The sequence below is a fragment of the Salsuginibacillus kocurii DSM 18087 genome, from assembly GCF_000377705.1.
GTDB lineage: Bacteria > Bacillota > Bacilli > Bacillales > Marinococcaceae > Salsuginibacillus > Salsuginibacillus kocurii.
Genome location: NZ_KB898624.1, coordinates 198332 through 216063, shown reverse-complemented (window position 1 = coordinate 216063; position 17732 = coordinate 198332). Strand labels below are relative to the sequence as shown.

Here is a 17732-nt window from a genome sequence, read left to right as displayed (position 1 = left end):
GTTTAAACATCAGTGTACCATGAACTTTTCTGCAACGTAAGGGTGTTAGCTCACGTCTTAATTATTTTCAGCCATCGTTTGCTGAGGCGGCCGCGATGAGCCAAGTGATTCAGCTTCCCTTCGCAGCGGCTGTGTTAAATATTGGCTGTTTTCTAAAAGGTTAGTGTTGTACAACTCTTCTAGATTTTGAGACCTACCAATTGAATAGAGGCATCCTCATTTCATCTGCTTGCTTCTTACAATCGTATGTTGTTTCAACTTATAGGTAGTGGCACATGCCCCGATTCCACCAATAACAACAAATAAAATACTTATATATACAGTTAGCAGCACCGAGACCCACATGCTTATCATAAAACCTGCACTGCCTAGAAGAATCAGCTTCAGAAAGAAACTTCGCATCTGACGAAGGTTTTCCTGGGATTGTCGAATGGAAAACTGCTTCGCTTCGTCTAACCTTTTTCGTTCTGGCTCCTTTAAGAACTTCGAAAGTTCTTGGGGCAAATGCAAAAGAGTGTTGCCATAAGTAGATGCAGCTTCTTTTATAAAAGTCTGGATATTTGCCTCAGGTCGTCCACGGAGCCAATCCATTACAATCGGACGCCCGGACTGGATTAAGTCAAGCTGGGGATTAATCGCATATAACACCCCGGTTAAAGTCGAGACCGCCCGACCTAAAAAAGCAAATTCACTTGGCAAATGAATGGGCTGCTCACGAGCGATCCGTTGTAATTCAGCAATAAACGACTCGACTAACCTCTCGTCCCATTCAGGCATGTTCTGCCCCTTATTGAAAAAAGTGTCTATCAAATCTCTGAGTGAGTGTTTCAACGCCTCATGGTCTGCTTCAGGCAAAAGAAACCCTAATTTCTCCAATGCTTCAATGACTTCATCATAATCATCAAAAATAAATCCTGAAACTAACTGTCGCAACGCAGCAGCGTCATCTTGTTTTAAGGAAGCAGCCATTCCAAAATCAAGTAACGTAATCGTTCCATCTTCTCCTAATAAAATATTTCCAGGGTGGGGATCGGCGTGAAACAAGCCTTCTTCTAGCACTTGATCTAAAAACCCCCGTAAAAGCTGTTCTGAAATGGTAGTTCCGTCTAGACTAAAATTTGAAATGAAAGCTGTATCGGTTATCCGTTTTCCTTCCACCCATTCCATAACAAGTACCTTGTCGGTACACCATTCTTCATAAAAGGAAGGGATATTGAACGTACCTAACTCTTGATATTTTCGTTTAAAGCTCTCTCCGTTTTTACGCTCGCTAATAAAGTTCAATTCGTCACCCATTACTTCACGTATTTCACGATACATTTTCTTTAAATCCGTGCGCTTTTCAAGCTTTGTAAAGTGTTTGGCAAGCCACAATACTATACGCAGGGCTTTAAAATCAGCATTAACAATTCTTTCAATTTTTGGGCGCCTAATTTTAATGGCGACTTCTTCCCCGCCATAGAGTGTCCCCTTATAAACTTGGCCAATAGAGGCTGAGGCGACAGGCTTTGTATCCATATCTTTGACTACTTCTTTGTAGGGCATATTCCATTCATCTTTAAGCAGCTTCCGGCATGCGTCCCAGGAAACAGGTGGTACTCGGTCGGCCAGTGAAGCTAATTGGTCTAAAAACTCAGGAGGCATTAAATCTGCTCTAGTACTTAAAAATTGCCCCATTTTTATCATTAGTCCTTCTAAATGTAAGGCTTTTCGCTTGTATTCCTCCGCCTGTTTTTCTAAAAGTTTGTTCCATCGTTTTTCTTTTTCTCTACTGGTTCGTGTAGTACGTTGGAAAAAATATATTTGCAGAAAAAATTTAACGCTCATGAACACAATAACGATAATTCGATAGCTCGATATGTACTTCACGCAACTGCCTTCCCTTCTGTATCCATAACGTTCATCCTCAATAATCTTACTTTTCAAATTTTCCCTTGCCCCTAAAAGAATAAACATCGAGACATTAAAAAGGAAGCGTCCTGTTAAATGGACGCTTCCTTTTTCAATGAACATCTTGCTTGTTCATTGCCGGAATGGTTTTATTATAAACAAGACCATCTGCGAATATCACTAATCAGTTCAACAAGCGGTGAATTTCTAAATACAGTTTCTTGGAGTTCATTGTCGCATAAATAAACATGCAATGTATCTCTATCACTCTTTTGCTCCAAGCGGATACCACTTTCAGTATCGTGTTCGCCTACTACAGGCAATTGCAGCCTTTCCACCACTTCTTCTTCACTGAGCCGGCCACGGGGAACATCAATGCAAATGTCTAGGCGATTCGGGGTATCATCAGAAATTAGTCCCCATTTTGTGCCCTTCCATGAACGACAACCAGTTTTACTGTTAATTACAATTTCCTCAGTTTTGCCACGGGATAGATGCGTGTTCGCCCACCCCCGCACGTTAATCGCTGCACATAGTTCGCGCGCCTTTTGTTTTTCAGGCATAACAATCCCTCCTTAAAAAATGTGCAAGTGGCCACCACAAATTGTGTCAATTTTCTGAACAATAACCTCCTACAACCATTGTGATAGCTGTGTTTTAATGGGGGTCTGCGATCACTATTTCTGCCACCTTAACGTCTAGAATAGCCAAACCATAGATGGCGATTGTTGTCACTACAGCGTGACAACCCATAGTATCAGAACAAAAATTCTGAAAACTATGGGGTAATTTATATAATATCACATAATTAAAATTTGTACAGAGGGAAAGTGTGATTTTATATAAAAATTTTCAAAACTACTGTTATACAGGGGGTAGATTTGTGTTAAAATTTTGTGAACTCTATTTATTGAGGGGGTCAGATAATTATTACAAGATTATGTACTGTCTGTTCTGTAAAATAAATTAATATTTTTCCCCTTCCTGCAGAAACTAGAAAATAAATCAGAACCCATAGGTGGAATTTTCGCGAACACCGAAAGGACTGGAGCCACCATAAAAAAGGCGATGTTTACTCATTAAAATGAATAAAGCATCGCTTTAGTAAGCTGGTTCCATAGAACGGAGCCCCTCCTGATTGATTTACATTGTTGTTGTGATTAGACAGTTTCTTTTTTATAAAAACGTTTGATACCGTTTACGTTAAGGTGTTGAAACGGCCCAAATCCACTTAAATGGAATCCTAGTTTATCTTTGGTTGCGATATCACTATGAACGTATACTTTAATATCTCCAATGCAATGTTCTGTGTAAAAAGCTGCGTTTTCAGGAACATTATAAGAAATTAAAGCATCAATGCAACGTTTGCTTTTATTGCCTTGAAGCGGATGAAACGGATCTAACTTTAAGATGCCACCATTTTTTTCGATCCATTGTTGAGTCTTGAAATTCATTTTAATATTCATAACTTTCCCTCCTTTTAAATTTTTCTCCACTTTTCAACGGAAAATAAACTATATATAACAAGTTATTATTAGCAAAGTGGAGATATGAATGGTTAAAATGATATAAAGATGATTTATGGATAAATTCATCTTTATATGGAATTATATCACGTTTGAAGTTTGTTTAAACATAGAAATTTAGAAAATTATTAATGCATTTTTCCACATAATTCAACATATTAAAGGAAGAGGAATAGTGTGTTTAGGATTTTAGCGTATTTTACGTTTACACAAATGAACCCATCTTTATACGTTCCCGATTATATCCAGTATATTTTTTAAACGAATGGAGCTGTAAAGGTGAGCAATAGAACGTTTTAATTGCCTTGGGCTCATTTAGTTGGCCGACCAAAATCTTGTTCTCCTTGTCCGCTGGTCAGAGGAATTCCTGAACAAGTTTTAAAAAGTAAAATAGAAATAAATATAGATAGGTTGTACAATTTACCATACTCTTCCACTTCCTTTAATGCCGTAAAAAAGACCCCCTTTAAGTTAAGGAGGCCTTGTTAACATTTAACTTGTATTACCCTTCAAGGAGCAGGTTTTCTGGCTCTTCTAGAAGTTCTTTAATTTTAACGAGGAAACCGACTGCTTCTTTACCGTCAACGATACGATGGTCATAGGATAAAGCAAGATACATCATCGGCCGGTTTTCCATGCGCTCTTGGTCAATGGCAACTGGACGCCACTGAATTGTATGCATTCCGAGAATACCAACTTGTGGAGAGTTTAAAATTGGAGTGGACAATAAGGAACCGAAGACTCCGCCATTTGTAATTGTAAACGATCCACCTTGTAAATCAGACAAGGCTAGTTTGTTGTCTCGAGCCTTTTTCGACAAACGCAAGATTTCTTGTTCGATTTCTGCAAATGTCATACGATCTGCGTCACGAACTACCGGAACAACTAAGCCATCATCCGTTGATACGGCCATGCCAATATCAAAGAATTGTTTGAGTAAAATATCATCACCTTGAATTTCTGCATTAAGGTATGGATATTGTTTAAGGGCCCCAATCACAGCCTTTGTAAAGAAAGACATAAAGCCAAGCTTAACATCATGATGTTCTTGGAATGCGTCCTTGCGTCGTTTACGTAATTCCATAACATTTGAGAGGTCTACTTCGTTAAAGGTCGTTAGCATGGCTGTTGACTGTTGCACATCTACCAAACGAGAAGCGATTGTTTTACGGCGGCGTGTCATTTTTTCGCGGGCATAAGGTTTGCCACCGAACTCAGCTTGCTCGCTTTTTTCAGCAGGCTTTGGTTTATCACTTTCTTTGGCGCTGGATTGTTTTGAAGCTTTGGCTTTGTTTTCTTCGTAGTTTTCTACATCTTCTTTCCTTACCCGTCCAAGTGGGTCGCGTACAGGAATTTCATTTAAGTTAATGCCTTTTTCGCGCGCTAGTTTACGAGCTGCCGGTGAAGCAACAGGACGTTCTCCGCTCTCATCATCTTCAACTTGATCGCTGTCTTCACTTTGAGCGGAAGGAGCCGCTTGTTTTTCGGTTTCTTCACTCTTTGCCTCCGTGCTGCTCTGCTTCTCTTCGGCACTTGATGAAGAAGCCTCTCCTGCTTTTCCTTCTTCGTCAACTACAGCGATGGAATCCCCCACTTCAACAGTATCGCCAGCTTCTTTTAAGAACTCTTTGATTACTCCAGAGCGGTCAGCTGTCACTTCGACATTCACTTTATCAGTTTCAAGTTCAGCCAGGTTTTCCCCCTGTTCTACATAGTCTCCAGGGGCTTTTAAGAATTCAGCAATGGTTCCTTCTGTAATTGATTCTGCTAGTTCTGGTACTTTAATTTCAGCCATGATTTGCTCCTCCTTCGAGAGTCAGTGCGTCATTTATAATTCTGGCTTGTCCTTCTTTGTGTACGTTAGGATCACCTTCAGATGGGCTAGAACGTCTTCTGCGGCCAATATAATGAACGATAGCTGGGTCATTAGTTAATTCATACAGGGATGAACGTACATAATTCCATGCCCCCATATTACGCGGTTCTTCTTGGACCCATACGAGTTCTTCCAGGTTAACAAATCTTGAGAAAATCTCCTCTAACTTTTCTTTTGGGAAAGGATAAATTTCCTCAAGTCTAACCAAGTGAAGTTCGCTCGTCTCTTCCATTTCTTTTACCTTTTCATGCAAGTCGATCATTATTTTCCCTGTTCCCATTACGATTCGTTTGACTTTCTCAGGACTCTCCCCTGTTAGTGGTTCTTCAAGAACAGGCTGGAATGAATTATTAATGAGTTGCTCTGCATCACTTGCAACGTTAGAGTTTCTCAGCAGACTTTTTGGTGTCATTAATACAAGTGGGCGAACTTCTTCCGTGGCCAGTGTTTTAGCCTGACGTCTTAAAATATGAAAGTATTGAGCAGAGCTAGTTAGATTGGCAACGTTCCAGTTGTTCTCCGCAGCCATTTGCAAGAATCGCTCCGGCCTTGCACTGGAATGTTCTGGCCCTTGTCCTTCATATCCGTGCGGAAGCAAAAAGACCATTCCTGATTTTTGCCCCCATTTTGCCCGGCCTGCGGAAATAAACTGGTCAAACAACACTTGTGCCGCATTAGCAAAGTCGCCAAATTGTGCTTCCCATAGCACTAATGTTTCTGGCGCTTGTACGTTATATCCATATTCAAATCCAACGACTGAACCTTCAGACAGCGGACTGTTATGAAGAGCAAATGTAGCTTCAGCTGTAGGCAATTCATTCAATGGCGACAAAATGTCTCCAGTCTTATAATCGTGAAGGACAAGGTGGCGGTGGGCAAATGTTCCCCGTTCTGAATCCTGGCCAGTAATACGAATTGGGGTTCCCTCTGAAATAATGCTCGCAAAGGATAACGCTTCTGCATGCGCCCAGTCGATATTACCTTCTTCGAATGCCTTATGACGACGCTCAAGGATCTTCTTTAATTTAGGGAAGACATTGAAGTCATTCGGCCAGTTTAACAATTCATCATTGTAGGTTTTTAAGTTGTTTCTATCTAGACTTGTATCTATGTCTGGTAATCCTTGTTCAACTACTTCTGGCGGGTTTGTGCCTTGGACAGTCTGTTTTTCATCTGAAATGTTTTGATAAGCTGCTTGAAGTTTTGCCTCCAAATTAGAGGACAAAGAATCAACATAGTCTCGGTCTACTACGTTCTCTTGCTCTAATTCATTAGCGTATTGTTCACGTACTGTTGGATGCTGTTTGATTTTTTCATATAACGAAGGCTGAGTAGCCATCGGTTCATCCATTTCATTATGACCGAAGCGGCGATAGCCAATTAGATCAACTACAAAATCTTTATGGAACCGATTCCGATACTCAATGGCCAAATGCATCGCAGCAATACAAGCATCCGGGTCGTCGGCGTTCACATGAACAACTGGTATTTCATACCCTTTGGCCAAATCACTTGAATAAGTTGTAGAACGAGAATCGTGGCTTTCAGTGGTGAAACCAAGTAAGTTATTGGCAATGATGTGGAGGGTTCCCCCGGTTTGATAGCCTTTTAAGCGACTAAGATTTAAGGTTTCAGCTACAATTCCTTCGCCAGGGAAAGCAGCGTCGCCGTGAATCAAAACCGCTAGTGCTTTAGACATATCCTGGTTCGGGAATCCAGTGGTGTTTCTATCATCCTGAGCGGCTCGAGTATATCCTTCTACTACAGGATTTACAAACTCAAGGTGGCTAGGATTGTTGGCTAGGGTGACTGTGGCATGATGTGACCCTTGCTCAATTTCTTTATCTAAGCCTAAATGGTACTTCACATCGCCCGTCCAGCCAAAATTAATTCCAATTGAACCTTCAGAAGGAACCAATTCTACATTGGGGGCGTGGGCAAATTCCGAAAAAATCATATCGTAAGGTTTATGGAGAACATGAGCCAGAACATTTAAACGGCCGCGGTGAGCCATGCCGATCATGACATTCTTGGCTCCGCTTTTAATTCCATTTTGCACAGACTCGTCCAACATTGGAACTAACATGTCGAGTCCTTCTACTGAAAAACGCTTTTGCCCGACGAACGTCTTGTGGACATATTGCTCAAAACCTTCTGTATGTGTCAGCTTCTCCAAAATCTTGCGTCTCTTCTCTTCCGAAAGAGCTTTATAAATATCACCGGACTCCACTTGTTGATTAAGCCAACGGTTTTCTTCCACGTCATGTACGTGGTCAAACTCAAACGCAATTGATTTTGTATACATCTTTTTTAAATGCCGAATAGCTTCATAGCCATTGGAAACATGGCCAGGTGCATCCGGGCAAATAATATCTACAGGCATAACAGCAAGGTCTTCTTCTGTAATCCCGTATTCTTTAGGTTGTAAAAAAGACGTTTCTTCGCCAGGTTCTTCTAGAGGATTTACATCCGCTAAAAGGTGTCCATGAACTCTTATGTTTTCAGCTAACTTTACAGCAGACGCTACCTTAGTCATAAATGAAGCGTCCATATGTTCAGATGTTCCAGCAGTCGAAGCAGCGGCTCCATTCACACCTTTAGGCGCTCCATTTCGGTCGAACCATTCTTTCATTTCCGGGTCAATATTTTCTGGGTCATTTTTGTATTCTTCATACAAATCCATGACATACCCAAGGTTTGGACCATGAAAATCTTCCCAAGCCTCTTCTTGCTGCGTTTGATTTCTGCTCATCTTCTTATACCTCCAGCTGCAAATAGGTGATGACCTTCTTTTCATCAAAAGTTTTTCATCTTTTCATCTAAGGAATTAGCCTATCCTGCTCACTTTGTTACTTTTTCCGACCACTCCTTTCAAATTAGCCTTTTTTATCAAAATTAAAATTGTTAAATATAAGCAACGGGCTTTTCAAACTTTGTTGATCCTCCCGTTCAGTTGGGTACCGCTTTCACCTTCTTAATTTTAACATGATGTTCACATTCCCTAAAAGGTACATGACAAATTATTTTCACTTTTTTCGCAGGTTTGCGAGAATCTCACCGGTTTCTTCCTATTTATAATATAGCCAAAAAATATTGTATTATTTTTTTATAACTACTCTTATCCTGTAGATTAGTTATTAACAATTTCATAGTTGTCTACCAATAAAACATTCGTCTTTAGTTATCAAATGAAATAGAGTTGATAATTGAAATTCATATTTTCAATCCCAAAAAAAGAGAGAGTATGGCATAATGAAAAACAGGCCAGTACCGCAATGCTGCTACATTACACTGAGGGTATTCGAGTAAGCAACTTAGAACCTGAACCAACTACATGATGCCCAACTTCTAAAATCAATCATACCTGATGACTACCATTTAATGAAAACTTCTTGTTTAATAATGTTCTTCTTTGTATTAACTAAGCTCAATTAGATCTTCTTAACTATGTAGGAGGCCCATTATGAAAAAAGCTATTTTTTTTGACTTGGACGATACACTTCTTGATGATAAGCGAAGTGTTAATGAATCGTTGTATGCAACATGTAGAGAAATTGGCTATCACTATAATACAGAGGCAGAAGCAATTGAAGCGACTGTTCGTTCTACTGCTCCTTCTTTGTACAAAGAGTACCCTTTTTATGAAACGACTCTCACGATCGGAATTAACCCCTTTGAAGGGCTGTGGGGAACATTTACCGATGTGCATGACAAAAGGTTTCAGGTCATGGCTCAGTCGATCGGAGAATATCAACGGCGTGTATGGGAAGAAACGTTGAGAAAACATTCAATTAGTGAGGATTCAGGAAAGTACTGGGCTGAGCGCTTTCGATTTCATCGTCAGCACCTTGCCTTTGTCTACCCAGAAACATTTGACATCCTAAGAACCTTAGAAAAGCAATATAAACTTCTAATCATTACAAATGGAGCGCCTTCACTGCAAAATGAAAAATTAACGATGACTCCTCAACTTCCTAGTTATTTTGAAAATATATTGATTTCTGGCGCATTTGGGGTCGGGAAACCTGACGCTTCACTCTTTCACCATGCCCTATATCTTTCCGGACTACGGGCAGATGAGGTAATTATGGTAGGAGATAATTTACATACGGATATTCTTGGCGCTCAACGCACCAATATAGACTCAATCTGGCTTAACCACCACAAGGCCGAGACGCCGGCTGACCGTTATCCTACTAAAACCATTCAGCATTTGCGCGAATTACCTGAAGTCATTCATAAGCTTTAATATTTTAACATGCAAAGTAAAAGGAGCTGACTATAATGTCTCAGCTCCTTTTACTCTGTCTCCGTTAAAGAATATTCCTAATGAATTGCGGGAGTGACCAAGACTTCTCGGGGTTCCCGCAGAACGGTAGCTTGAGGTGAATCAAGGAAAGGCTAGCCACAGAAGAAATAGGAAGACTGTCTCTCGAAAAAAGCACTTTTACTTTATATAGTCATCAATCAACACTTCATATACCTTAAACCTATCTTTTTTTAGGGTAACCCCGTACCACTTCAGTAACTTTTTTAACCGATCATGTGTTTCATTGGATGATTTTCTTATTTCTTTGGCTGCTTGATTCATTGCTTGCTTGTCCGCTGACTCTAATTGATTTTCCACGGTGGAGCATATAAATGAACGACAAACAGAAGGTTTATAGTGAGGAGACAAACTACACCCTTGCTGAGAAACAAAGAATTGACAAGTCGAATAGGAAAGTTTGAGGTCAGCTTTTTCGATCTGATTTAAGTTACGCGTATCTTCTTTGTGATAGGAAGGAGCAACGAAAGCATTTACCATTACAGAGTATGGTGAAAGTTCGCTTCCTTCACGGTAAACGAGTTGCCTTTCTACTTCTTCTTTTCCCTCCCATACTAGCATGTGTTGAATTTCCCCTAACCCAAATGTTGGGCTGTGACTACAGCACCCTATTTCTTCAAGCTCTTTATCACGCCGTGTAAATTCGACATCTGGACATTGTATACACGCTGAGGTGAGTAATTGCTTATTGCTTTTATCATACTGAACCATAGATCGTTCCCTTTCTCGTAACATTATCAAAACATTAGCTTTCATTTCAGGATCATTTTATAATACAGCACCAGGTCAAAACAATGTAATGTCTGCTTTTTCTCCCCTTGCATTCCAGTCATAGGTCTGTTTTATTTAGTTACTTTTTATAGTATTTAAATAAAATAGTACGGTACGTGAAATTTTAAGTACTGCAGAAGTTGTAGATTTTCCAAATATAACCCTTGCCAAAATCCCGATTGATCTTATAAGATTAATACTTATAAAGAATTTGGAGGTGAGTATCGATGGATACTAAACTAGGAAAACAATCTGTTAGCCTATCTCTTCCCCATGAAAAACCTAGCTTGCCATCTCCTCAACGTTCGCTACTATTATTAGGTCTTGGCATTGCTATTATATTATCTCTTGTAACCTCCCAGATTGCAGATCTACAAATGCTTTGGCTGCTATGGTTAGGTTTGGGATTGGGCTATACACTTTTTCATGCTCGTTTTGGCTTCACATCGGCGTTTCGTCGTTTTGCTTCAGTTGGAAATGGTGAAGGCATTAGAGCTCATATGATTATGCTCGCAGCTGCCACTACCCTCTTTGCTCCGATTCTTGCCTTAAACTTAAGTTTCTTTGGCGAAGATGTATCTGGCTACGTCAGCCAAGTTGGAGTCGGTATGCTGTTTGGTGCCTTTTTGTTTGGAATTGGCATGCAGCTTGGCGGCGGCTGAGCATCTGGTACTTTATATTCCGCCGGGGGCGGAAGATCAGCTATATTTATCACATTGTTCGGTTTTATTGCCGGTTCTGTAATTGGTGCATGGCATTTCGAATTTTGGACTGATGGAATGCCTACGTTTGAACCATTTTCCTTAGCAGAAAATACCGGAGTTGGCTTTTTCGGTGCTTGGCTTATTCAACTAATCTTTTTCGGCATAGTTATATGGTTTACATTCTATATAAAGAAAAAGAAAAACCCACCACCACAGGCGCCAGTTCCAACAGAATCAGGGTGGAAAAGAATTGTACGAGGTGCATGGCCTCTCTGGGGAGCGGCGTTGATTTTAGCTGTATTAAACGCAGCTACTCTACTTTCACGTGGTGAACCTTGGGGTATTACTTCAGCGTTTGCATTATGGGGATCACAAGTCGTACAAGCTGTTGGAATTGACGTTACTCAATGGGGTTATTGGAGCGGCGATGCCGCTGAACCGCTTAATCAATCCGTATTTTTAGATACTACGAGTGTTATGAATTTCGGTTTAATGACTGGAGCGTTTATTGCCTCTGCTACTGGAGGACTATTTGCTCTTAAAAAGATTCCATTCAAAACGGCAATGGCTTCTCTGATTGGCGGTATTATGATGGGCTACGGAGCCCGTATAGCCTTTGGTTGCAACATCGGTGCTTATTTCGGCGGTATCGCTTCGTTTAGCCTGCATGGCTGGCTATGGGCAGTGATGGCAATCCTCGGTACGTTTGTCGCTTTAAAATTACGACCACTGTTTGGACTTTCTGTACCAAAATCTGATGACCGTAGTTGTTAACGTTTTTCAAAAACCAGCGGTAATAGACGTTGTTCTATTACCGCTGGTTTTTAATTATATTTTTTGCTCCTCTTTTACAGAAGTAAATATCCAACAATTACTCCCACTCCACCTAACCGTAAGGCAAATCCGAGATTAAGACGAGTGATTGAATATGGATGAACTCCTGTATACTGACTCATCATCGTAACTGGCACATTAAAGGTGCCTGCTGCATCGTTTGCAACTGTAGATGTAATTAAAACAATTGCTACACTTAACGGTTCGAGTACAGTTAAAAATGGAGTAACAAAAAGTCCCTGCAAACTTAAAGTCGCGAGCGGATGCACTCCAACACAAGCAAGGAATAGCGTACTGAGCTGTAAACCGATAAATAATAAGAGTGGATACGTACTTATAGGCTCAGCTACTTCCATAACCTCTGCTAATATACCAGAGTGCTCTACTACTTCATTAAAAAAACCAAGTGCTAAAAATAGAATGAAAAAATTTTGCATAGTGGTTATATGCCGATACCAAACTAAACGTGTGTAGCGTACAAACGATTTGCGTCGCTTTAAACATACAGACCATAACAAGGTGTAAGGCACAATTAACAAAATAATAGCCTCAAAGAAATCAATTTCAGAGATTGCTTGAATGCTGGCAGCACTACTAATGAAACCTGCCAAAAAGAAAAATAAAAGCGATAATTTCCCTTTATGTGCCACTTTCAACTGGTGGCTGTCCTCTATCGCTGTAATCGATTTAAACGAGCTTGTAAAAACCCAATCCAACAATAACGTTATAAATGAGAGTGTGATTAAATACGGGAGCAATTCTAAATAGTACACTCCGGTAATAGCGACTACGATTACAATATAAACTTCGATCGGGCTCCACACATTACTACTTGCAAACGAACGCAAAATAACGCTGCTGGTAAAACGAGTGCGGACGTGCGCTGGCAGTTTTTGCAGTTTTTCCGTTAAAAACCGATATGTTAGCGGCAGAGCTGATAAAAAGATAAACAAACTAAGTATATAGTTAGCAAACGATGTACGGATGTAAAAATGCCGTCCATCTTTGACGTTGCTGTCTAGAAAACGGTACAGTTCACGATCAAGCCTGGAAGTAATCATAAAATGATGGATAAACGGAAGCAAATACAATAAACATAACAGCAAAGCCATCGAAGTAAAGTATTGGGAGATTTCATGTAATGGAAGCTCAAAAGCGAAAAGGAGCAGGCATGCCATTCCCATAAAAAACAAGGCTAATTTTAAATACATAGATTGAGCTCCAGCAAAAGAGCATATAAAAGCCAGCAAACCGAGCCAACCGAGAGCTCCTTCAATCCAAGAGGCTGAAAAAAATATAGTTACTACATATAAAAGACAATATGTGGTATAGATTAGAAGCCGCACGTCTTGCATGTTATCACCTGTTAAATTGAAAACGTAAAAGTACCTTGTTCATCACCCTATCATACTTTTTGTTGGTTATGTAAAAAAATAACTCTACCCTCTGTTCGCGCTTTGTAAATAAAGGTGAACGTACTCAAGCTATAACTAAAAAGAGGGTGGCCCATTAGTTAGGGACACTCTCACTACCTACCATATTGATCCTGTCATACTTGTAAACTTGTTTACATGCCTGCTTTTTCCTCGAGTCGCTTTCTAATCTTTTCATAATCTTCTCTCGTAATCCCAGGGGCGAATTCTTCAGGGATCTCAGGGAAATCCGGCATTTCTGCACCTTCTGGAGGGCCGATTACCACTTCTAGAGGTTCGCCTGTTTCAGGGTGAGATCCTTTCCAAATTTTATCTATATCTCGGTAATCTCGTTCACTAAAAGTGTATAAAATACGGTCCAAGCCTTGCTCTTCAAAAGGACGAGCTTCATCAAACACACTATTATCGAGGTTAGGGACAGGGAGCATTTTTGTTAAATCAACTCCTGTAGCTATCTCCAGTGCTTTTCCATACGCATTAATATGGACCCCTCCTCGTACCAGCAGATAACCAATCATTCTTCGAGCAGTTGGATGATTCGTCATTTCATAAACTCTCATTTTATGAGTCCGGGCGCCAATTTCCAAGAAAAAATTATGCAAGAGGTCTGCCACTAAATTCCCGCTTGTAAACACATACTTCCCAGTCCACGGATTTCCCATGGAATCACCAGGCAGCGAAGCTTGGGCTGAATCAATAAAGTGATAGCTGCTGCGTTTATCTTTTGCATTCTGCATCGGTGTAAGGTCGGGCTCAGCAGGGAAGGTTGTACCTTCAATCATTAAATTGATCGTGTTAGATACCAGTTCAACATGCCCCAACTCTTCAGCTGTGATACTTGAGACGAGATCATAAAAAGGCTTCAATTTCCTTTTTTCTCGAAAATTAAAGGATTGATATAGATAATTATTCAATGTAGACATTTCGCCAAACTTACCACCAAGTAGTTCTTGAACAGCTGCTGCTGCGTTTGCATCCGCATAGTCGGGTTGCGGCAATTCAATAGCCAGTTGATTAAATCGAGTAAACAAAATAACCCCTCCTTCTTACTACCTGCTAAGGAATGTATGCACGGAGGGGGTTGTATAACGACACTTTAATTTACCTATCTAAGGGCATCGCCCAAATAATTTGCTGGATACGTACATACTTTGGTGTTTCGTTCTTCATAACAATGATGTGATCTGGGTACACTTCACTGATTCTTCCTACTACACTTCCCTCTGTAGTTTGAATCACCATATTACTTCCTTGCCCTTGCTGTAATGTACCCACTACATACGGATCCACCATCGTATTAATTTCTGGAGTTTGCCTATGTTGTTCATCAGCTGTGCTCATCTTTTTCTCTCCTTTCGTTCCTCACTACTAAGAGTTTATGTTAAATAGAGGGCAGGTGTTCGTTATCATCACAAATGTGTAGGGAACGTCAGCCTAAAGCAAATAAAAAAGCTGCCCATTAAGGGACAGCGCTATGCAAAACTTATTCGTAAGCGGATTCTTCTTCATTCCTGTGATGAGTGCCGTACCATTCATCAAGTACTTTTGCATCAAGGATTTTATTTTCGATAAAGGAATGTTGACGTTCGTCAAATAACTTCTTCCACTCCACATTCCATTCCTCTGCATATTGCACAGCGGTTAGAAGTTCCTGCCAGGCAACATACCGTTTATACCAAAAAAATTGGGGCTGCTCACTCATGTAAGGATACAAGTCATCAAAAGCTGTATGCTTGCAATCAATTGTTCGTTCAAACTGCTTTTTTGCTTCACCGATTTTTTCGGAGAAAAATGCCTCGATCTCTGCTTGCATGTGCAACTCTCCCCTCTTTTTTTATTATTATTACATATGCAAAAAGCTTACGTCTATAACGAGGGCTTAAAAATAAAAGAGAACTGTCATCGTTTCTCTCCATCGAGATTCGCTCAATTAGATACAACTGAAGGGGCGGGAACTTTTCGTTGAATTCACTAACATTCCCTTTCTCCTTACCTTATTGAAAAACAAAAAACTCCCTTTCATTTTTGGAAGAAAGGGAGTTTATCTTTGTACTAGCCTGTTTCCTGCAACTTTTTTTCTAATTTGCGAATTTTATGGTCCGTAGCATGCTGTGACATGTATTCTTTTAAATGTCGCTTTAATTGACAAAAAGTACGCCGGCTAGGGATGATCTCATATGCAATCAATTGCTGATGAAGGTAGTCAAGATTTCCACTTACGAAAACTTCCTCATCAGGAAGCACTTCCAAGTATGAAGCAAAAGCTTCTGACAGCGTTGAATGCTCAAGTACGATTTCTCCATAAACTGCTTCCACTTTCTCGTGGTGTTCCGTACGTACTTTTTGAATGAATGCTTCCATGAAACGCTCTTCATTCCCTTTCATTGGAAACCCTTTACGCTCCAACAGTTTAATGAAAATCATAAGATCTTTATTAAAAAAGCGGTGTGCTTTTTTCATTTCTTTACTAACAGCGAGCCCAAAGTGTGAACTTTCATTTGTGTAGGCATAAAGGCGATGACGGTATGATTTTGTCACCTCCGGATGCAAGCAAAAGCTCGGCTGTGTCGAACGTACAAAACGGTCCAATTCCTCATTTAACAGGTCTTGTTGATACGTCTCTTCGTGTTTTCGCCGTTCCGCCTCTATTCGTTCTAGCTCTGCATATTCTTGAATGCGTTCTTGTGTTTCTTTAATCCAACGACTGCGTTGCTCTTGAATTCTCTCTTTAATGACGTTAAACATCCGTCATCCTCCCTCCGCTTTAATATACTCTTTATAAGACTCATATTGTCCGATTTGCTAGTCTTTCTGCTAACTCCGTAAAGTAGTGTACCACATCCAAATCAAAAATAAAACTAAGTATTTAAAAGAAATTCAAAAAAAATTAGATTTAACACATGGTGAGCTATCCATACGTCTCTTATTACTCGTTCAGCGTATATATTTCGTGTTTATCGTAATTATTGTTGTAATTTTCATCAATTCTTCTCTTCATCATTATCTACACTCAAATGTTATAAATAAATATGAAAAAGCTGCTAAGCATTTTCACTTAGCAGCTACAAGATGAGCTCTTGTTATTCCCAGCCTGGCAAAGCCTGCAACGTACTTTGACCAATAAGAAAGGCTGCGATTGCATATGCTTCTGCTTCTTCTCTTACCCGCTCCATCCCTGTAGGCGGTTCTTGAACTTGCACTAAAAATTCTTCAGAACCTAGATCCTCTTCCTCTGCAACTATTCGTTGTAAATATTGACTTGTTTGTAATAACCCCTGTTCTCCGCTTTTCATAACTTCATAGAAAGAAACAAAACCGTGCATGACTCCTTCATAACGAACCGTTTGTACAGGCACTCCTGCTTCATGAAGTTGTTCAGCATATAACTCGCCTTCATCACGGAGAGGATCATATTCAGCAGTAAGAATTAAAGCCGGCGGCAATCCTTCCAATTGATCTGCTTCTAAGGGAGAGGTATAAGGGTCTTCCCACATATTCGCTTTCGGGGTATATTCAGATCGTGCTTTTTCCATCACATACCTCGAAAGTAGATAATAACCACTATCATACATCTGCCTTGAAGGCAGGGCTACGTCTTGAAACGTGGTTAATGGATAGTAAAGCACTTGGGCAGCGATATCGGGACCATCGTTATCTCTTGCCATATGAGCTGTCACGGTTGCCAAGTTGCCACCTGCACTATCTCCGATAACTACAAGTTGGTCTGTTGTTCCTCCCAACTCCTCAGCATTCGCTTCAGCCCAGCGTAAAGCTTCATAAGAATCTTCGACAGCTTTAGGAAATACATGTTCTGGTGCTACTCTATATCCTACACCGACGACAGTAGCTCCCGTCCGGCTAGCTAACTCCTGCAGCACATTATCATGAGTTTCCAGGCTTCCATATCCCTCCAAAAAGGCACCTCCATGATAGTACAAGAGGATCGGGGCATCTTCTGCCTCTGTATCCCGATATATTCTCAGTGGTATCTCTTCCCCGTCGGAAGAAGTGAATGTTTCATCTTCCCGGACAAATGTACTCTCACCACTCCCTGTTCCACTATCCCCTCCATTAAAAAAATCGGGAACTTCAATATCGATATCTAAATTTATAATATTATTGTTAATAGCATGGAGCACCACTGCTGTTTTTGATGGTAATTCACCTTCTTCAGTAGAAGACCACTCGTTTACAGATAAGACAAGTACCAAAAGCAAAGCTGTAACAGATAAAGCAGCAATTTTTAAGCTTTTAAGAATCATAGTGAATATGTCACCCTTCCTACAGTTCACCGAGATCTTAAGGTGCATCGTTTTATGAGTATCTATAGTATAACAAGATTCTGAGAAAAAATCTTTACATTATCACAAT

The 17732-nt window shown here is 40.2% G+C and carries 13 protein-coding genes and 1 pseudogene; 2 read left to right on the top strand and 12 right to left on the bottom strand.

The annotated features are described in order from the left end of the window. Nucleotides 1–216 precede the first annotated feature (216 nt). From D469_RS19725 to D469_RS0105375, 5 genes are all read right to left on the bottom strand, one after another. The gene (locus D469_RS19725) at nt 217–1869 is read right to left on the bottom strand and encodes an ABC1 kinase family protein (RefSeq protein ID WP_169577112.1); all 1653 of its coding nucleotides are present in this window, start codon (nt 1867–1869) and stop codon (nt 217–219) included. A 173-nt stretch (nt 1870–2042) separates the two neighbouring features. Continuing rightward, on the bottom strand, nt 2043–2453 hold the full coding sequence (locus tag D469_RS0105390) for a hypothetical protein (protein WP_018922353.1): 411 nt from the start codon (nt 2451–2453) through the stop codon (nt 2043–2045). 597 nt (nt 2454–3050) lie between these two features. Beyond that, nucleotides 3051–3356: a hypothetical protein gene (locus tag D469_RS0105385; protein WP_018922352.1), complete on the bottom strand. Its 306-nt coding sequence runs from the start codon at nt 3354–3356 to the stop codon at nt 3051–3053. A gap of 562 nt (nt 3357–3918) precedes the next feature. Next, a complete protein-coding gene (odhB, locus tag D469_RS0105380) occupies nt 3919–5211 on the bottom strand; it encodes a 2-oxoglutarate dehydrogenase complex dihydrolipoyllysine-residue succinyltransferase (protein WP_018922351.1) in 1293 nt (430 codons plus the stop codon). Further along, nucleotides 5204–8044 carry a 2-oxoglutarate dehydrogenase E1 component gene (locus D469_RS0105375; RefSeq protein WP_018922350.1) on the bottom strand — a complete coding sequence of 947 codons (2841 nt, stop codon included), beginning with the start codon at nt 8042–8044 and terminating at the stop codon, nt 5204–5206. The genes odhB and D469_RS0105375 overlap by 8 nt, the downstream gene beginning before the upstream one ends. 711 nt (nt 8045–8755) lie before the next feature. Here D469_RS0105375 and D469_RS0105370 point away from each other — a divergent pair. Then, nucleotides 8756–9541, top strand: coding sequence for an HAD family hydrolase (locus tag D469_RS0105370; protein WP_018922349.1), 786 nt, complete (start codon nt 8756–8758; stop codon nt 9539–9541). A 198-nt stretch (nt 9542–9739) separates the two neighbouring features. Here the strand turns inward: D469_RS0105370 and D469_RS0105365 are convergent, their stop codons facing one another. Further along, nucleotides 9740–10330 (bottom strand): hypothetical protein, encoded by a 591-nt coding sequence (locus tag D469_RS0105365; protein ID WP_018922348.1) that lies wholly within the window; start codon nt 10328–10330, stop codon nt 9740–9742. A gap of 287 nt (nt 10331–10617) precedes the next feature. On the opposite strand from D469_RS0105365, the pseudogene D469_RS21500 reads away from it, so the two are divergent. Next, nucleotides 10618–11868 (top strand): annotated as a pseudogene (locus tag D469_RS21500) (YeeE/YedE family protein). Between the two features lie 74 nt (nt 11869–11942). Here the strand turns inward: D469_RS21500 and D469_RS0105350 are convergent. The 6 genes from D469_RS0105350 to D469_RS0105325 all read right to left on the bottom strand — a co-directional run bounded on the left by D469_RS0105350 (nt 11943) and on the right by D469_RS0105325 (nt 17623). Further along, nucleotides 11943–13139, bottom strand: a complete 1197-nt coding sequence (locus D469_RS0105350) for a hypothetical protein (protein WP_156816912.1) — start codon at nt 13137–13139, stop codon at nt 11943–11945. A gap of 356 nt (nt 13140–13495) precedes the next feature. Then, nucleotides 13496–14392, bottom strand: a complete 897-nt coding sequence (locus tag D469_RS0105345) for a manganese catalase family protein (protein ID WP_018922344.1) — start codon at nt 14390–14392, stop codon at nt 13496–13498. A 70-nt stretch (nt 14393–14462) separates the two neighbouring features. Continuing rightward, on the bottom strand, nt 14463–14702 hold the full coding sequence (locus D469_RS0105340; protein ID WP_018922343.1) for a DUF2642 domain-containing protein: 240 nt from the start codon (nt 14700–14702) through the stop codon (nt 14463–14465). A 142-nt stretch (nt 14703–14844) separates the two neighbouring features. After that, nucleotides 14845–15174 (bottom strand): hypothetical protein, encoded by a 330-nt coding sequence (locus tag D469_RS0105335; RefSeq protein ID WP_018922342.1) that lies wholly within the window; start codon nt 15172–15174, stop codon nt 14845–14847. A 239-nt stretch (nt 15175–15413) separates the two neighbouring features. Continuing rightward, nucleotides 15414–16106 carry a hypothetical protein gene (locus tag D469_RS0105330; RefSeq protein ID WP_018922341.1) on the bottom strand — a complete coding sequence of 231 codons (693 nt, stop codon included), beginning with the start codon at nt 16104–16106 and terminating at the stop codon, nt 15414–15416. Nucleotides 16107–16441: 335 nt separating this feature from the next. Next, a complete protein-coding gene (locus D469_RS0105325) occupies nt 16442–17623 on the bottom strand; it encodes an alpha/beta hydrolase (RefSeq protein WP_018922340.1) in 1182 nt (393 codons plus the stop codon). Nucleotides 17624–17732: the final 109 nt, after the last annotated feature.